Origin of the sequence: Mesorhizobium ciceri biovar biserrulae WSM1271 (assembly GCF_000185905.1) — a bacterium.
GTDB lineage: Bacteria > Pseudomonadota > Alphaproteobacteria > Rhizobiales > Rhizobiaceae > Mesorhizobium > Mesorhizobium ciceri.
On sequence record NC_014923.1, the window covers coordinates 1,182,163 to 1,197,763 of the forward strand.

Below are 15,601 nucleotides of genomic sequence, written 5' to 3' on the forward strand. Positions count from 1 at the left end.
GTTTATGGTTAACAAATCATGAATACGCTGACGATCGACATCCGGAAAGCCGACCCGCGCGATGCCAGTGCCATCGCCGAGGTGCATCTGGAAGCCTGGCGCGGCGCCTATTCCGGCATCATTCCGCACCGGACCCTGACATCGATGATCAACCGTCGAGGCGCCGACTGGTGGGCGAATGCGATTCGCCGCGCCGCCACCGTTCTGGTCGTCGAAATCGGCGGCAAGATCGCCGGCTATGCGACGATCGGCAAGAACCGCGCCCGTGAACTGCGCCAGCAGGGCGAAATCTACGAATTGTACCTGCGCCCGGAATATCAGGGCATCGGGCTCGGCAGCCGCCTGTTTTCGGCGGCCAAGGCGCGGCTGGCCGATCACGGGCTGAAAGGCATGGTCGTGTGGGCGCTGGAGGACAACCAGAACGCGCTTGCCTTCTATGCCGGCGCCGGTGGCCGCGATGTCGCCGAGGGCGTCGAGATCTTCGAGCAGAAGGCGCTGAAGAAGGTCGCTTTCGTCTGGGAATGACAACCCGGCCTTTCGGCAATTGGGCGTTCCATTCGCACCCAGCACCATTCGCCGCATTGCACCATGACGCGCCGCCCGCTATCGATCGTCCATCGAGAGAGGGATTTAAGCCATGCGCATTGAAGCCATAGCCAGCGGAAAGAATCCGCCTGAGGACGTCAACGTCATCATCGAGGTGCCGATCGGCGGCGAGCCGATCAAGTACGAGATGGACAAGGAGGCCGGCACGCTGTTCGTCGACCGCTTCCTGCACACCTCGATGCGCTACCCCGGCAATTACGGCTTCGTGCCGCACACGCTGTCGGGCGACGGCGATCCGATCGACGTGCTGGTCTGCAACACGCGCGCGCTGGTGCCGGGCTGCGTCATCAACGTGCGGCCGATCGGGGTGCTGATCATGGAAGACAATGCCGGCCAGGATGAGAAGATCATCGCCGTGCCGTCGCCAAAACTGACGCTGCGTTACGAGAACGTCACCGAATACACTCAGCTGCCCGACATTACGCGCCAGCAGGTGCAGCACTTCTTCGAGCACTACAAGGATCTCGAGCCCGGCAAATGGGTCAAGATCGAAGGCTGGCACGATTCCAAATACGCCAAGAAGATGATCGTCGACGCGATCGAGCGGGCCAAGGCGAGCAAGTAGCCCGACCGGTCAGTTGTCGACCCGGCCGAAGGCCGGCACTTTGCCGATGACGGTGTGTCTGTCCTTGCCGCAGGCGAAGGTGCGTGCCTTGTCGTCGGCAAGCTTGCGCGCCTGGTCGTTGGCGACGGGATTGCCGGTGGCCAGCACCAGGCCGACGGTGCAGCCGTCGCGGGCGTCCATCTGGCCGACCTTGGCGACGAGCAGCACCTCGGTCGGCTTTTTCTCGTCCTCGGGATTGCTGATCGAGCGGCGATGGATGACGGCATAGGGCACTGCCGTGTCGCCCTTGGTTTCGATGCGCCATTCGACTTTGGCTCCGGACGAATTGAGGCCGGAAAAGCTTTCCCAGACCGTCGTCATGTCGCCGCCGGGCGGAAAACCGTAGAACAGCGATTCACGGGCGTCGTCATAGGCGATCAGTACGGGATAGCCGCGATAGCCTGAACAGGCGAGTTCGGCCCAGTCGCCGTCGCCTTCTTCTGCCTGCGCGTAGGTCACGCAGTCCGTTTTCGAATCCAGATCGGTGTAGGCGCTGGAAATGCCGTCGGCTTGCGCCGCCTGACCGAGACCGACCAGGACAAGCGGGATCAGAATGGCACGCATGGCGGTCAATCTCCGTTGCAAGCCGCCGCAGCGTAGCGCCAAACGCTATTTCTTCAAGCTGGCTTCGATCAGCAGGTCGGCATTGCGGGCAACCGCTTGCGCCGGACCGCCGAGGCCGAACAACTGGCCGCTGATATAGGCGCCCTCGATCAGCAGCAGCAGGCCGTCGCCGAGCGTGTCTGGGTCTTGCGCGCCCATCGCAGCCGCCATGGCGCGCAGGCGGCGGCGCAGTTCCTGCTTGTTGGCCTCGCTGACCACGCGGGCCGGATGGCTGTGGTCGGGATATTCGACCGCCGCATTGGTCATGCCGCAGCCGCGATAGTCCGCCACCTGCGTGCGCTTGCCGATGCGGGTCAGGAAAGCCTTGATCTGAGCGCGCGGGTCGCCGGGATGAGCGGCGACCGCTTCGTCGAAGCGCTCCCAGTATTCACGGTCATATTGCCTGAGATAGGAAGCGGCCAGTTCGTCCTTTGACGGAAAGCTGCGGTAGAGGCTGGGCTTGGTGACGCCGGCACGCTTGACGATCTCGTCGACGCCGATCGCCCTGATGCCGCGCCGGTAGAACAGGTCATAGGCCACATCGAGGATCTTCTTGGCGGCTTTCGGCGGAGCGGATGCATGACCGTCGCTGATGGTCAGTTCAATATTTTTGTCGGTTGGCATCGTGTGACTCGATTGACAATGTTACCGATCGGTACGTATACATGTTCCCACCCTGCAACGTACCGGTCAGTAACATGATAACTCAATCTCGCCCCTTTGGCCAGCGCTACGCTTTCGTCGTGGTCGGCGTCATCTTCCTCAGCCTGCTGGTCGCGGCTGGCCTGCGCTCCGCACCCTCGGTCATGATGCTGCCACTCGAGAACAGTTTCGGCTGGCGCCGCGACATCATCTCCCTGGCCGCCGGTGTCGGCATTCTGCTTTACGGTTTGACGGGGCCATTTGCCGCAGCCCTGATGGAGCGCATCGGGCTGCGCCGCACGCTGCTCGCCTCGCTGGTGGTGATGTCGGGCTCGACCATGCTCAGCCTGCTGATGACCAAGCCGTGGCATCTGTTCATCACCTGGGGCGTGTTCTCGGGCATTGGTTCCGGTGCCGTCGCCAGCGTGCTCGGCGCGACCATCGTCAATCGCTGGTTCAAGACCAATCGCGGCCTTGTCATGGGATTGATGTCGGCCTCCAGTGCCTCGGGCATGCTGGTGTTCCTGCCGCTGATCGCCGCTCTGGCACAGTCGGGCGGCTGGCAGCCGGTTGTCATTGCGGTCGCGATCGCGACCGCTGCCCTGATACCGCTGGTCTGGCTGCTGGTGCCGGAGCGGCCGGCATCGATCGGCATGGTGCGCTATGGCGCCGAGGCTGACGATGTGCCGCCGACGCCGCCTGCGTCACAGGGCAACTTTCTGGCGCATACGTTCTCGACGCTGCGCCGTGCCGCCGGCACGCGGGTGTTCTGGTATCTGTTCGCCACCTTCTTCGTCTGCGGCTTCACCACCAACGGGCTGGTCGGCACGCATCTGATCGCGTTTTGCGGCGACATGGGCATCGGCGAGGTGCAGGCCGCCGGCCTGCTGTCGATGATGGGCATTTTCGATCTGATCGGCACGACATTGTCGGGCTGGCTCACCGACCGTTTCGACCCGCGCAAGCTGCTCGGCGTCTATTACGGCATCCGCGGCCTGTCGCTGATCTACCTGCCCTATTCCGGCTTCTCAGCGACCAGCCTGATCATCTTCGCCGTGCTCTACGGTCTCGACTGGATCGCCACCGTGCCGCCGACTCTGAGGCTCGCCAATGAGGCGTTCGGCGATCGCAGTGGGCCGATCGTGTTCGGCTGGATCGTCGCCGGCCACCAGATCGGTGCGGCGACCGCCGCCGCCTTCGGTGGCACCATGCGCGAGTTGCAGGGCAATTACGAACTGGCCTTCCTGATCGCCGGCATGACGGCAATAGCCGCTGCCTGTATCTCGCTGCTGATCAACACCAGCAAGCCGGCATTCGAGCCGGAGCCGCAGGCGGCGTAGGGAGAGACGCTACCGGCCAAGCTGCCATCTCCCCCACACGGAGGAAGATCGGCAGCTTCGCCGTCCGCGCAAACGCCCACCCGCCTGTTGATCGTCAGAAAAACTTCATGATCCCGAGATGTCCCTGAAACATTGACGCTGGATTTTGGTGGCACCGTTCAAGCCATCCAGGAGACAGCCGTGAACAAGCTTTCGATGACTCGCCGCGCTTTCGTCACCTCCGCCAGCGCCGTTGGCCTGGCTGGCGTCTCGAGCCTGGCGCTGCCTTACTATTCGCGCGCCAGTCAGCGGCCGGCCTTCACCCATGGCGTCCAGTCCGGCGATGTCGACGCAACCAGCGGCATGGTGTGGACGCGCACCGATCGCCCGTCGCGCGTCATGTTCGAAGTGTCGTCGACGGAGAATTTCGCCACTGCGACACGCCTGGCGCCGCTCGATACGTCGCCGGCCAGCGACTACACCGTCAAGCGGCTGCTCACCGACCTCGCTTCGGACCAGGATATCTTCTATCGCATGACGGCAGCCGATCTCGCCGACATCAACGCCGTTTCCGAGCCGATCACCGGGCGCTTCAGGACGGCGCCGGCCTCGAAGCGCGACATCCGCTTTGCCTGGTCGGGCGACACCGCCGGCCAGGGCTGGGGCATCGATGAGACCGGCATGAAGACCTACGCCACGATCGGCAAGCACACGCCCGACTTCTTCCTGCATTCGGGCGACACCATCTATGCCGACGGCGCCATGAAGGACGAGGTCGACCTGCCCGGCGGCGGCAAGTGGAAGAACGTCGTGCTGATCGACGGCAAGCGCAAGGTTGCCGAGACGCTGGACGAATACCGGGACCAGTGGAAGTACAACATGATGGACAGGAACGTGCTCGGCCTCAGCGCCATCTGCCCGACTTTCTACCAGTGGGACGACCATGAAGTCCTGAACAACTGGTCGGATTCGAAGGATCTCAGCGCCGACAGCCGCTATACGGAAAAATCCATCCACGTGCTGGCGGCCCGTGCGGCGCGGGCTTTCCACGAGATGACGACGATCCGCTACGAACCTTCCGAGCCCGGCCGCGTGTATCGCAAGATCGCCTACGGGCCGCTGCTCGACGTGTTCTTCCTCGACATGCGCTCCTATCGCGGCCCCAATGGTCCCGACATGCAGGATGAGATGACGCCGCAATCGCGCATGCTCGGCGAACAGCAGACGAAATGGCTGAAGCGCGAACTGGCGAATTCGAAGGCGACCTGGAAAATCATCGCCGCCGACATGCCGCTCGGCCTCGTCGTCTGGGACGACGGCACCAAGAAGGTTGGTGCCGAAGCAGTCAGCAATGGCGACAATGGCTTGCCAAAAGGGCGTGAGCTCGAGATCGCCGACCTGCTGCGCTTCATCAAGAATGCCGGCATCAGCAACACCGTCTGGCTCACCGCCGACGTGCATTACACGGCCGCGCATTATTACAGCCCGGACAAGGCGCAGTTCCAGGATTTCAATCCGTTCTGGGAATTCGTTTCGGGTCCGATCCATGCCGGAACATTCGGGCCGAACGATTTCGACATGACGTTCGGTCCGGAGCTGAAGTTCATCAAGGCGCCGACCGCCGAACAGGGACAGAACCTGCCGCCCTCGGCAGGTCTGCAATTCTTCGGGCTGGTCGATATTTCAGGCGCCAGCGAGCAGATGACGGTGCGGCTGATGGATCGCGACGACAATGAACTCTACAAGGTGACGCTCGACCCGGTACGGTCGGCATAAGCGCGCGCTGATGGAAAGGTGTCGCGCGTCTAGGGCGCGCGATGTCTTAGTCCGGGTAGCAGACCATAGGGATATTCGGCCAGACGGCGCTGTCGCAGTTGGCGGCGTCCTGCCGCTGCTTGAAGGCGGCGCTAACCGGGCCGGTCACCACCGGGTCGACGCCGTCGGGCGCGTCGGCGAAAATCTGCTCGGCCGACTGTGCCTCTGACGGCAAGGCAGGCCGTGATTCCTTCGTCGTCGCGGCCGACTGCGCGGCGTTGGCCGCCAGCAGGACGGCGAAGGCAACAGAGGCGATGAGCGGCCAGAATCGGTTGAGTTTATCGGTCATGACGTTCGAACTGCCCAGGCCCCGAAGGGTTCCCGCCTTGGTTAACAAAATCATCTCACACGCAGATGCTTAAGATTTGATGAGTATTTGGTGACGCGCCTCCTCTTTCGCAACTGCGAAAAACCCTGTATGAGCCGCGCAACCGAAAGAGGCAGCGCCTTTTGGCCTGCTGCCTGCAACGCTTCCGAGACCAGAACATGAAAATCCGTAATATCGCGATCATCGCGCACGTCGACCATGGAAAGACCACCCTGGTCGACCAGCTTTTGAAGCAGTCCGGCTCCTTCCGAGACAATCAGCGCGTGGCCGAGCGCGCCATGGATTCCAACGACCTCGAAAAGGAGCGCGGCATCACCATCCTGGCCAAAGCGACCTCGGTCGACTGGAAGGATACCCGCATCAACATCGTCGACACCCCCGGCCACGCCGATTTCGGTGGCGAGGTCGAACGCATCCTGTCGATGGTGGACTCAGCCATCGTGCTGGTCGATGCCGCCGAAGGGCCGATGCCGCAGACCAAATTCGTCGTCGGCAAGGCGCTCAAGGTCGGCCTGAAGCCGATCGTCGTCATCAACAAGATCGATCGCCCGGACGCCCGTCATGTCGAGGTGGTCAACGAGGTGTTCGACCTCTTCGCAGCGCTCGACGCCACCGACGAGCAGCTCGACTTCCCGATTCTGTACGGCTCAGGCCGCGATGGCTGGGTTTCGGAAAATCCGGAAGGACCGAAGGACCAGCAGTTGGCGCCGCTGTTCGACCTCGTCATCAAGCATGTGCCGGAGCCGACCGTTCATCCCGGTCCGTTCCGCATGATCGGCACCATCCTGGAAGCCAATCCGTTTCTCGGCCGCATCATCACCGGCCGCATCGAGAGCGGCACGCTGAAGGCCAACCAGCCGGTCAAGGTGCTGCACCATGACGGTACCCAGATCGAAACCGGCCGTATTTCCAAGATATTGGCCTTCCGCGGCCTTGAGCGCCAGCCGATCGAAGAAGCGCAGGCGGGCGACATCGTCGCCATTGCCGGCTTGTCGAAGGGCACCGTCGCCGACACGTTCTGCGACCCGAGCGTGAGCGAACCGCTGCATGCGCAGCCGATCGATCCGCCGACCGTGACCATGTCGTTCCTGGTCAACGACAGTCCGCTGGCCGGCACCGAAGGCGACAAGGTGACCAGCCGCGTCATCCGCGACCGCCTGCTGCGCGAAGCCGAAGGCAATGTCGCGCTGAAGATCGAGGAATCGCCTGACAAGGATTCGTTCTTCGTCTCCGGCCGCGGCGAATTGCAGCTGGCCGTGCTGATCGAGACGATGCGGCGCGAAGGCTTTGAAATCGCCGTGTCGCGTCCGCGCGTCGTCATGCAGAAGGGCGAGAATGGCGAATTGCTGGAGCCGGTCGAAGAAGTCGTCATCGACGTCGACGAGGAGCATGCCGGCGTCGTCGTGCAGAAGATGTCCGAGCGCAAGGCCGAGATGGTCGAACTGCGCCCATCCGGCGGCAATCGTCAGCGCATTGTCTTCCATGCACCGACCCGTGGCCTGATCGGCTACCAGTCGGAGCTTTTGACCGACACGCGCGGCACCGCCGTGATGAACCGGCTTTTCCATGCCTATGAGCCCTACAAGGGCGAGCTGCCAGGCCGCACCAATGGCGTGCTGATTTCCAACGAACAGGGCGAATCGGTCGCCTACGCCATGTGGAACCTGGAAGATCGCGGCCCGATGGTCATCGATCCGGGCGTCAAGGTGTATCAGGGCATGATCATCGGCATCCATAGCCGCGACAATGACCTTGAAGTGAACGTGCTCAAGGGCAAGAAGCTGACCAACATCCGTGCCGCCGGCAAGGACGAGGCGGTCAAGCTGACCCCGCCGATCCGCATGACGCTGGAACGCGCGCTGGCCTGGATCCAGGACGACGAGCTGGTCGAAGTGACGCCGAAGACCATTCGGCTGCGCAAGCTCTATCTCGATCCGAACGAGCGCAAGCGGTTCGAGAAGTCGTCCAAGGTGGTCGGCGCGGCGTAAGCTCTTATTTTTTCCAACAGCGGAGAGGGGCGGAGCAACCAGTGTTCCGCCCCTTTTTCGTTCATCCACCGGCAGCCGCGATGATGGCCTGCCGATCGGCCTCGCCGGCCAGATCGATGCGGATCGTGTTTCCCGCACGGGCCGGCTTGCGCAGGGCCTTTGCTCCATCCGGGTCAACGATGAGCAGCCGCTTCTCCTCCAGCGCCTGAAGCCGTGATCGCGAGATGCAGAGTTCGCTTGCGAGCAGCCGGTCGAGCCGCAGCGATGTCGGCATTTCGAGCCCAAGCTGGAGTTCCAACACGGTCGCGGCTTCCCTGGTGTCGCCGAGCCTGCGCTTGTGAACGCTGACATCGGAGAACTCCTCGACGCGCCCGATCCGGTTGCGCAACGCCACCGCATCGAAGGCATGACGGTGAGCGAGTGCAGGATCGTTGCTTTCGAGCGCCGCCAGCAGCGCCGGGTCGATGTCGCGGCGGTTGCAGCGTTCGAAAATGCCGAAATTCCAGGAATTGTCGCAGTCGATGCAGCGATAGATCAGCCACACGTCGATGCGTTTGCCATTGGCGTTGACGCGGAACTTTCCGCTGCTGCAATAGGCCCTCACGGTGCCGCAGCGGTTGCAATTGATGAGCGGTCGAGGTGCGGTCTTGGGCGCGATTGCCCAGTGGATACGCAGAAGTCCAGACATGCCGATAAGCCCTTCCCGTCGGGAAGTTCATCAGGCCGGCGATGTCGAGATGCCCATGCGGGCGCGGCGTGGCGGTCGCTTGCTATGATCGGAAATCGGATGTCACGGGCGGCAGCGCGCAACAACGGTTCAGCAGTGCCAAACCGGTCTCGAACCGCCGCCCAGAAGAACACATGAAAATGAAAACAGATACCGCAAATGCGGTGTCATGCAGTGTGTCGGGGGAGTTGGCGAGACCGGCGGTTACGTAGGCAAAGTGAAGCTCAAAATTGTTTCGCGATGGCCTTTCTAGCCGCGACATGCCGGACCGACAAGGGTCTTTTGTCGGTGCTACCGCAGCCGAGCCACTTGCGTTAATATCCGAAATCGAAGGTTTTCAACCAGAGACCCGGTTATGCACCCCACCTCGCTCCTGATTTTCGCCGCCGCTCTGTTCGTTGCCGCGGGCTCGCCTGGGCCATCGATCGCGGCGCTTGTCGCCCGCGTCATCTCGAAAGGGTTTCGCGACGTGTTCCCGTTCCTGCTCGCCATGTGGATCGGCGAGGGCATCTGGCTATCGCTGGCGGTGTTCGGGCTGGCTGTCGTGGCGCAGACCTTCCATTTCGCCTTCGTCGTGGTGAAATGGGTCGGCGTTGCCTATCTCGCTTACCTCGCCTGCAAGATGTGGACCGCGCCTGTCGATGCAAAAGAGGGCGAGATGCCGCGCGAGGATTCGGCGATAAAACTGTTCTTCGCCGGCATGGCGGTGACGCTCGGCAATCCCAAGATCATGATGTTCTACCTGGCGCTGCTGCCGACCATCATCGACCTCGCTTCGGTCAGCATCGTCGGCTGGGTCGAGCTGACGGCGACCATGGCCGTGGTGCTGGTCGCCATCGATCTCGCCTGGGTGCTCGCCGCATCACAGGCGCGCAAGCTTTTGAAGAGCAAGCGCGCCATGAAGATCGCCAATCGCATCAGCGCCACGACGATGGCCGGTGCGGCGGCCGCCATAGCGACGCGGTCCTGAGCCGGCGCGTCACATCACTTCAATGATCGGCGCGATCTCGACGCTGAAGGCCGGGTTCATCAGGATCGGGCAGTCCTTGGCCTTGGCGACGGCATCGTCGATGTCTTTCGCTTCGACGATCGTGTAGCCGGCGGCCGGATTGCTGCCGCCATTGTTCTCGACCTTGCCGCCGGGCAGCACCATCTTCGACATGCCGACCGGATTGCCGCCGTCGACCACGGCCGAGCCGAGCTTGCCGTACCAGCCGTTCCAGGCGTCCATTGCGGCCTTCCGCTCGGCCTCGTCGGTCGGCATCTTGCCCGAGCCATGATAGACGTAGAGATACTTCGCCATGTTCTCCTCCCTTGGTGAGCGGCATCGAACCGGCATGCGGTCATGCCGCCTGCCGATCATCGGACCAAACCGGCAAACAAGCAACGAGAATGCGACACTGCTAATATAACGCCCCGGTCTCGCCCCTGCCGCAATCCGTCACCTTGCCATGGCGTGGTATTCGTCGTTCGGCCGCATATCGATTGCCGCAGCCACTCGGTTCGACATGTTGAAGAAGGCAGCGGTCGAGGCGATGTCCCAGATGTCGCGATCGGTGAAGCCGGCCTGACGCAGCGCGGCCCGGTCGGCCTCGACGATCTTGGCCGGCTCTTGCGTCAGCTTGACGGCGAATTCGAGCATTGCCGTCTGCCTGGGCGAAAGATCGGCGGCGCGGAAATTCATCACCATCATTTCACCGAGCGGCGGGTCGCCGGAGAGCTGGCGCACCGCCGCGCCGTGCGCGGTCAGGCAATAATAGCAATGATTGATCGAGGAGACGGCGACCGCGATCATTTCGCGCTCCAGCTTCGACAGGCCGGACTCACCCAGCATCAAATCGTTGTACATGTCGGTGAAGGCGCGCAGCTTCTTGTCGTCGAAGGCATAGGCCCTGAGCACGTTGGGGACGAGGCCGAGCTTCTCCTCGCATTTGGCGAAATAGGTTTTTGTCGCCTCGCTCAGCTCTCCCTGGCCAAGATCAAGCGCGCTGATTTTGCCGGTCATGGGTCATTTCTCCTCGTTGCGCGGCATCTTGTCGCCAAATTCCGATAATTCTTGGCAAGCCGTCAAACCTTTGTCGCCAAACAGCGGTCATCTGCTACCATAGTCGTAAAAGCATTCGACGGGAGGGACGTGCGTCATGGCCAGCGTGAAATCCGCGAGCAAGCCGAAGAAAAAAGCCACGGCAGCGCTTAAAGCGGTGGAAAGGCCAGCCAGGCTTGCAGACTATCTGCTCGCCCGCGCGCCAGCTGAAGACATTGCTCCCTACGATGTGGCCGACCTGGAGCGGGCTGCCGATCTCGCCGGCCAGGCAGTCGCCGCTCACAAGAAAGGCGAGTGCGTCGTCGCCGTCGATGCCGATTCGGGCGTTGTGCGAGACGGCCGCCCGATGACGGTTGTCACGGTCGTCAACGACAACATGCCGTTCCTGTTCGATTCCATCCTCGGCGAGATCACCGAGACATCGGGCGAACCGACCCTGGTCACCCATCCGGTTATCGTGGTGCGCCACGGCAAGGGCGGCGTGGAAGAAATCCTCGGCGACGGCAATTTCGCCAAGGACGATGGCAGCCACGATCGGCTGAGCGTCATCCATGTCCACATCCCGCGGCTGACATCCGAGCAGGCGAGCGGATTGAGCGAGCGGCTGCGCAAGATCCTTGGCCAGGTCCATGCCGCCGTTCACGACTGGAGGCCAATGCTGGCCCGCCTCGATCAGGCGATCTCGGAATTCCGCTATACGGCCGTGCCGCTCGACAAGAAGAGCGTTGCCGAGGCTCTCGCCTTCCTAGAGTGGCTGCGCGACGACAATTTCACCTTCCTTGGCATGCGCGAGTTCAAATACACCGGCGGCGAGGAAAGCGGCACGCTGGAGCGCGCTGAAAAGCCTGGCCTCGGCATCCTGTCCGATCCCGACGTGCTGGTGCTCAGGCGCGGCACCGAAGCGGTAACGACGACGCCGGAGATCCGCGCCTTCCTGCATGGGCCGGAGCCGCTGATCGTCACCAAGGCCAATGCCAAGTCGTCCGTGCACCGCCGCATCTATCTCGATTACATCGGCATCAAGACCTACACCGCCAAGGGTACGCTCGCGGGCGAATTGCGCATCGTCGGCCTGTTCACCTCGACCGCCTACACGCGCTCGGTGATGAAGATCCCGTATCTGAGGTCAAAAGCCGAAACCATCATCGCCAAGTCCGGCTTCGACCGGCACGATCATTCCGGCAAAGCGCTGATCAACGTGCTGGAAAGCTATCCGCGCGACGAGCTGTTCCAGGTGCCGGTGCCGATCCTGCGCAAACATGCCGCCGCCATTTTGGGCCTGGTCGAGCGGCCACGCGTGCGGGCGCTGGTGCGCGCCGACCAGTTCGACCGTTTCGTGTCGATCCTCGTCTTCGTGCCGCGCGACCGTTACGACAGCGTCGTGCGCGAGAAGATTGGCTCCTATCTGAAAACCGTATTCGAAGGCCGGCTGTCGGCCTACTACCCGGCCTTTCCCGAGGGCGGGCTGGCGCGCGTGCACTTCATCATCGGCCGCTCCGGCGGCAAGACGCCGAAGGTCGAGCAAGCGACGATAGAGGCGGCGATCCGCGACATCGTGCGTACCTGGGAGGACGCCCTTTCCGATGCGGCCGAGGCCAGTGGCGGCGACCAGGCTTTGAAGGCGATCGCCGCGCGGCTGCCGGAAAGCTACCGCGATTCGTTCAGCGCGGCGGTGGCGCTGGCCGATGCCGGGCGCATTGCCAAGATCAGCGCCGGCAATCCGATCGCCATCGACTATTATCGCCATGCCGAGCAGAAGCCGCATCAGGCGTCGCTGAAAATCTATCACCATGGCAGCCCGGTGGCGCTGTCGCGCCGGGTGCCGGTGCTGGAAAACATCGGCTTCCGCGTCATCAGCGAGCGCACTTTCGAGGTCGGCGACGACCAGGTCGGCACGATCAATAGTGATCGGCCCGGCTTAGTCTTTATTCATGACATGGAGCTTGAGAACAGCTACGGCCAGCCGATCGACCTGACCGATGGCGGCGCGCTGTTCGAAGATGCGTTCCTCTCCGTCTGGCGCGGCGACGTCGACAATGACGGCTATAACGGCCTCGCCCAGACCGCCGGCCTGTGGTCTGGCGAGATCACCATCCTGCGCGCCTATGGCCGTTATCTGCAGCAGGTCGGCATTCCGCAAAGCCAGGATTTCATCGCCGCCGCGCTCAACCGCTATCCCGACATAGCGCGTGGCCTGCATGCGCTGTTCATCGCCCGGCTTGGCCCGACAGCGGAGACCGAAGGCGTGGTGGCCGCAAAGCACCTCAAGGCCAAGATCAAGGATGCGCTGGAGGATGTGCCGAACATCGACGACGACACCATCATCCGGCGCTACCTCAATCTGATCGAAGCCACGCTGCGCACCAATCATTTCGTTGCCGATACGAAAGAAAAGGGCCAGTCGCTGGCGATCAAGCTGGACTCGCACGCGGTCGAGGGCTTGCCGGCGCCGCGGCCGTGGCGGGAGATCTTCGTCTACGGCTCCGAGGTCGAAGGTCTGCATCTGCGCTTCGGTCCGGTGGCGCGCGGCGGCCTGCGCTGGTCCGACCGCGCCCAGGACTACCGCACCGAGGTGCTCGGCCTGGTCAAGGCACAGCAGGTCAAGAATGCCGTCATCGTGCCGGTGGGCGCCAAGGGGGGCTTCTATCCGAAGAAGCTGCCGATGAGCGCCGGCCGCGACGCGATCTTCGAGGCCGGTACTTCGGCCTACAAGAACTTCGTCTCCAGCCTGCTGTCGATCACCGACAATATCGGCCTCGACGGCGTCATCCCGCCGGCCGGCGTTATCAGACGCGACCTGGACGATCCGTATTTCGTCGTTGCCGCCGACAAGGGCACGGCGACCTTCTCCGATACCGCTAACGCGATCTCGGAGAAGCACGGCTTCTGGCTCGACGACGCCTTCGCCAGCGGCGGCTCGGCCGGCTATGACCACAAGAAAATGGGCATCACCGCCAAGGGCGCCTGGGAAGCGGTCAAGCGGCATTTCCGCGAGATCAACCGCGACATCCAGACCTCGTCCTTCACCGTCGTTGGGGTCGGCGACATGTCGGGCGACGTGTTCGGCAACGGCATGCTTTTGTCGCCGAAAACCCGGCTGATCGCGGCCTTCGACCATCGCGACATCTTCATCGATCCCGATCCCGACATGGCAGCCTCGATGGCCGAGCGCGAGCGCATGTTCGCGCTGCCGCGTTCGAGCTGGCAGGACTACGACAAGACGAAACTGTCGGAAGGCGGCATCATCGTCTCGCGCAACCAGAAATCGATCACCTTGCCGGCGGCGGCGGCGGCGGCGATCGGCCTGGCCAAGACCACCGCCACGCCGGTCGAGATCATGACCGCCATCCTCAAAGCGCCGGTCGATCTTCTGTGGTTCGGCGGCATCGGCACGTATCTCAGGGCATCGACCGAGACCAATGCCGAGGTCGGCGACCGCGCCAACGATGCCATTCGCATCACCGCGCTCGACGTCCGGGCGAAAGTGATCGGCGAGGGCGCCAATCTCGGCGTCACGCAGCGGGCGCGCATCGAGTTCGGCATGAATGGCGGCCGCTGCAACTCCGACGCCATCGACAATTCGGGCGGCGTCAACTGCTCCGACGTCGAGGTCAACATCAAGATCGCGCTGGCTTCCGCCATGCGCAAGGGGTCGTTGACACGCCCGGCACGCAACAAGCTGCTGGCCGAGATGACCGAGGAGGTCGGCTCGCTGGTGCTGTCCAACAACTACCAGCAGACGCTGGCGCTTTCGATCGCCCGCAAGCGTGGCCTCGCCGACATCGCGCATCAGAGCCGTTTCATGACAGCGCTGGAGGCGCGCGGCCTGCTCGACCGTGCCGTCGAGACGCTGCCGTCGCCGGCAGCGCTGGCCGAGCGCGAAGCGCGTGGCGAACCGCTGACCAGAGCCGAACTCGGCGTGCTGCTCGCCTATGCCAAGATCGTGCTGTTTTCCGACATCGTCGCCAGCGACGTGCCTGATGACGCGCATTTCGACCGCGACCTGATGGGCTATTTTCCCGACCAGATGGCGAAGAAATACGCCGCCGAGATCCATGGCCACAGGCTGCGCCGCGAGATCATCACACGGGTCGTCGCCAACGATCTGGTCAATCGCGGCGGCCCGTCCTTCGTCAACCGGCTGCAGGAGGCCACCGGGCGCACCGCCGCCGACGTGGTGCGGACCTTCGCGGTGGTGCGTGACGGTTTTGCCTTGCCGGCGCTCTATCGCGAGATCGACGCGCTCGACAACCAGATCGACGGCCAGGTGCAGCTTGATCTCTATCAGATGGTCAGCCGGCTGATCTATGTGACCAGCGGCTGGTATCTGAAGAACGATGCCGGCACGGCACCCCTCAGCCAGCGCATTGCCGAGTTGCAGGAAGCCCGCAAGGCGCTGGAGCCCAAGCTCGTTTCGCTGCTGCCGGCCTTTTCACGCGAGCGCATCGAGGAGAAGCGGCATGGGCTGTTCAAGGCCGGCGCGCCGGAAAGCTTGGCCGGGCAGCTGGCACTGAGCGAGGTGGCGGAACTCATCCCCGACATCGCGCTGACGGCGCGCACCGCCGGCGCCGATATCGTCGCCGCGGCCAAGGCGTTCTTCGCCGTCAGCGATGCCTTCCGCATTCCGCGTGTCGAGGATGCCGCACGCTCGATCACGCCATCGGACTACTACGATCAGCTGGCGCTTTCGCGCGCCACCGACACGATCGATGCGGCACGGCGCGGCATCGCGGTGGCGGCGCTCACCGGCCACGCCAAGACGGCCGATCCGGTGGCTGCCTGGCTGGACGCCGGCGGCGAGCGGGTGGCGCGCATCCGCGAGCGGCTGCAGGCGTTGACCGAGGGCGGCGACATCACCGTGTCGCGGCTGTCGGTGGCGTCGGGGCTGATGAGCGATCTGACGGGGATGTGAACCGTCCGTGATT

General features: G+C 63.2%; 13 protein-coding genes. 7 read left to right on the top strand and 6 right to left on the bottom strand.

The annotated features are described in order from the left end of the window. Window positions 1-18 precede the first annotated feature (18 nt). Window positions 19-525, top strand: a complete 507-nt coding sequence (locus tag MESCI_RS05655; RefSeq protein WP_013528996.1) for a GNAT family N-acetyltransferase — start codon at window positions 19-21, stop codon at window positions 523-525. 112 nt (window positions 526-637) lie between these two features. Next, entirely contained in the window at window positions 638-1,171 is a 534-nt protein-coding gene (ppa, locus tag MESCI_RS05660; RefSeq protein ID WP_013528997.1) for an inorganic diphosphatase, read from the top strand. A gap of 9 nt (window positions 1,172-1,180) precedes the next feature. On the opposite strand, the gene MESCI_RS05665 is transcribed toward ppa, so the two are convergent. Together MESCI_RS05665 and MESCI_RS05670 are read right to left on the bottom strand one after the other, a co-directional pair. Beyond that, entirely contained in the window at window positions 1,181-1,774 is a 594-nt protein-coding gene (locus tag MESCI_RS05665; protein ID WP_013528998.1) for a hypothetical protein, read from the bottom strand. A 45-nt stretch (window positions 1,775-1,819) separates the two neighbouring features. Then, complete coding sequence (locus MESCI_RS05670) at window positions 1,820-2,437, bottom strand: TetR/AcrR family transcriptional regulator (protein WP_013528999.1); 618 nt, start codon at window positions 2,435-2,437, stop codon at window positions 1,820-1,822. Window positions 2,438-2,511: 74 nt separating this feature from the next. Here MESCI_RS05670 and MESCI_RS05675 point away from each other — a divergent pair, with 74 nt between their 5' ends. Continuing rightward, window positions 2,512-3,795, top strand: coding sequence for an MFS transporter (locus MESCI_RS05675; RefSeq protein WP_024504198.1), 1,284 nt, complete (start codon window positions 2,512-2,514; stop codon window positions 3,793-3,795). Between the two features lie 195 nt (window positions 3,796-3,990). Beyond that, complete coding sequence (locus tag MESCI_RS05680; protein WP_420845287.1) at window positions 3,991-5,550, top strand: alkaline phosphatase D family protein; 1,560 nt, start codon at window positions 3,991-3,993, stop codon at window positions 5,548-5,550. Window positions 5,551-5,596: 46 nt separating this feature from the next. Here the strand turns inward: MESCI_RS05680 and MESCI_RS05685 are convergent, their stop codons facing one another. After that, window positions 5,597-5,878: a hypothetical protein gene (locus MESCI_RS05685; RefSeq protein WP_224618852.1), complete on the bottom strand. Its 282-nt coding sequence runs from the start codon at window positions 5,876-5,878 to the stop codon at window positions 5,597-5,599. Between the two features lie 197 nt (window positions 5,879-6,075). Between MESCI_RS05685 and typA the strand changes: the two genes are divergently transcribed. Further along, entirely contained in the window at window positions 6,076-7,905 is a 1,830-nt protein-coding gene (gene typA, locus MESCI_RS05690; RefSeq protein ID WP_013529003.1) for a translational GTPase TypA, read from the top strand. A 61-nt stretch (window positions 7,906-7,966) separates the two neighbouring features. Here the strand turns inward: typA and MESCI_RS05695 are convergent, their stop codons facing one another. Then, entirely contained in the window at window positions 7,967-8,593 is a 627-nt protein-coding gene (locus MESCI_RS05695; RefSeq protein ID WP_013529004.1) for a DUF1062 domain-containing protein, read from the bottom strand. Window positions 8,594-8,987: 394 nt separating this feature from the next. On the opposite strand from MESCI_RS05695, the gene MESCI_RS05700 reads away from it, so the two are divergent. Next, on the top strand, window positions 8,988-9,602 hold the full coding sequence (locus MESCI_RS05700) for a LysE family translocator (RefSeq protein WP_013529005.1): 615 nt from the start codon (window positions 8,988-8,990) through the stop codon (window positions 9,600-9,602). Between the two features lie 9 nt (window positions 9,603-9,611). On the opposite strand, the gene MESCI_RS05705 is transcribed toward MESCI_RS05700, so the two are convergent. Together MESCI_RS05705 and MESCI_RS05710 are read right to left on the bottom strand one after the other, a co-directional pair. Next, window positions 9,612-9,935 (bottom strand): YciI family protein, encoded by a 324-nt coding sequence (locus tag MESCI_RS05705; RefSeq protein WP_013529006.1) that lies wholly within the window; start codon window positions 9,933-9,935, stop codon window positions 9,612-9,614. Between the two features lie 138 nt (window positions 9,936-10,073). Then, a complete protein-coding gene (locus tag MESCI_RS05710; protein WP_013529007.1) occupies window positions 10,074-10,637 on the bottom strand; it encodes a peroxidase-related enzyme in 564 nt (187 codons plus the stop codon). Between the two features lie 136 nt (window positions 10,638-10,773). On the opposite strand from MESCI_RS05710, the gene MESCI_RS05715 reads away from it, so the two are divergent. Further along, window positions 10,774-15,588, top strand: a complete 4,815-nt coding sequence (locus MESCI_RS05715) for an NAD-glutamate dehydrogenase (RefSeq protein WP_013529008.1) — start codon at window positions 10,774-10,776, stop codon at window positions 15,586-15,588. Window positions 15,589-15,601 lie beyond the last annotated feature (13 nt).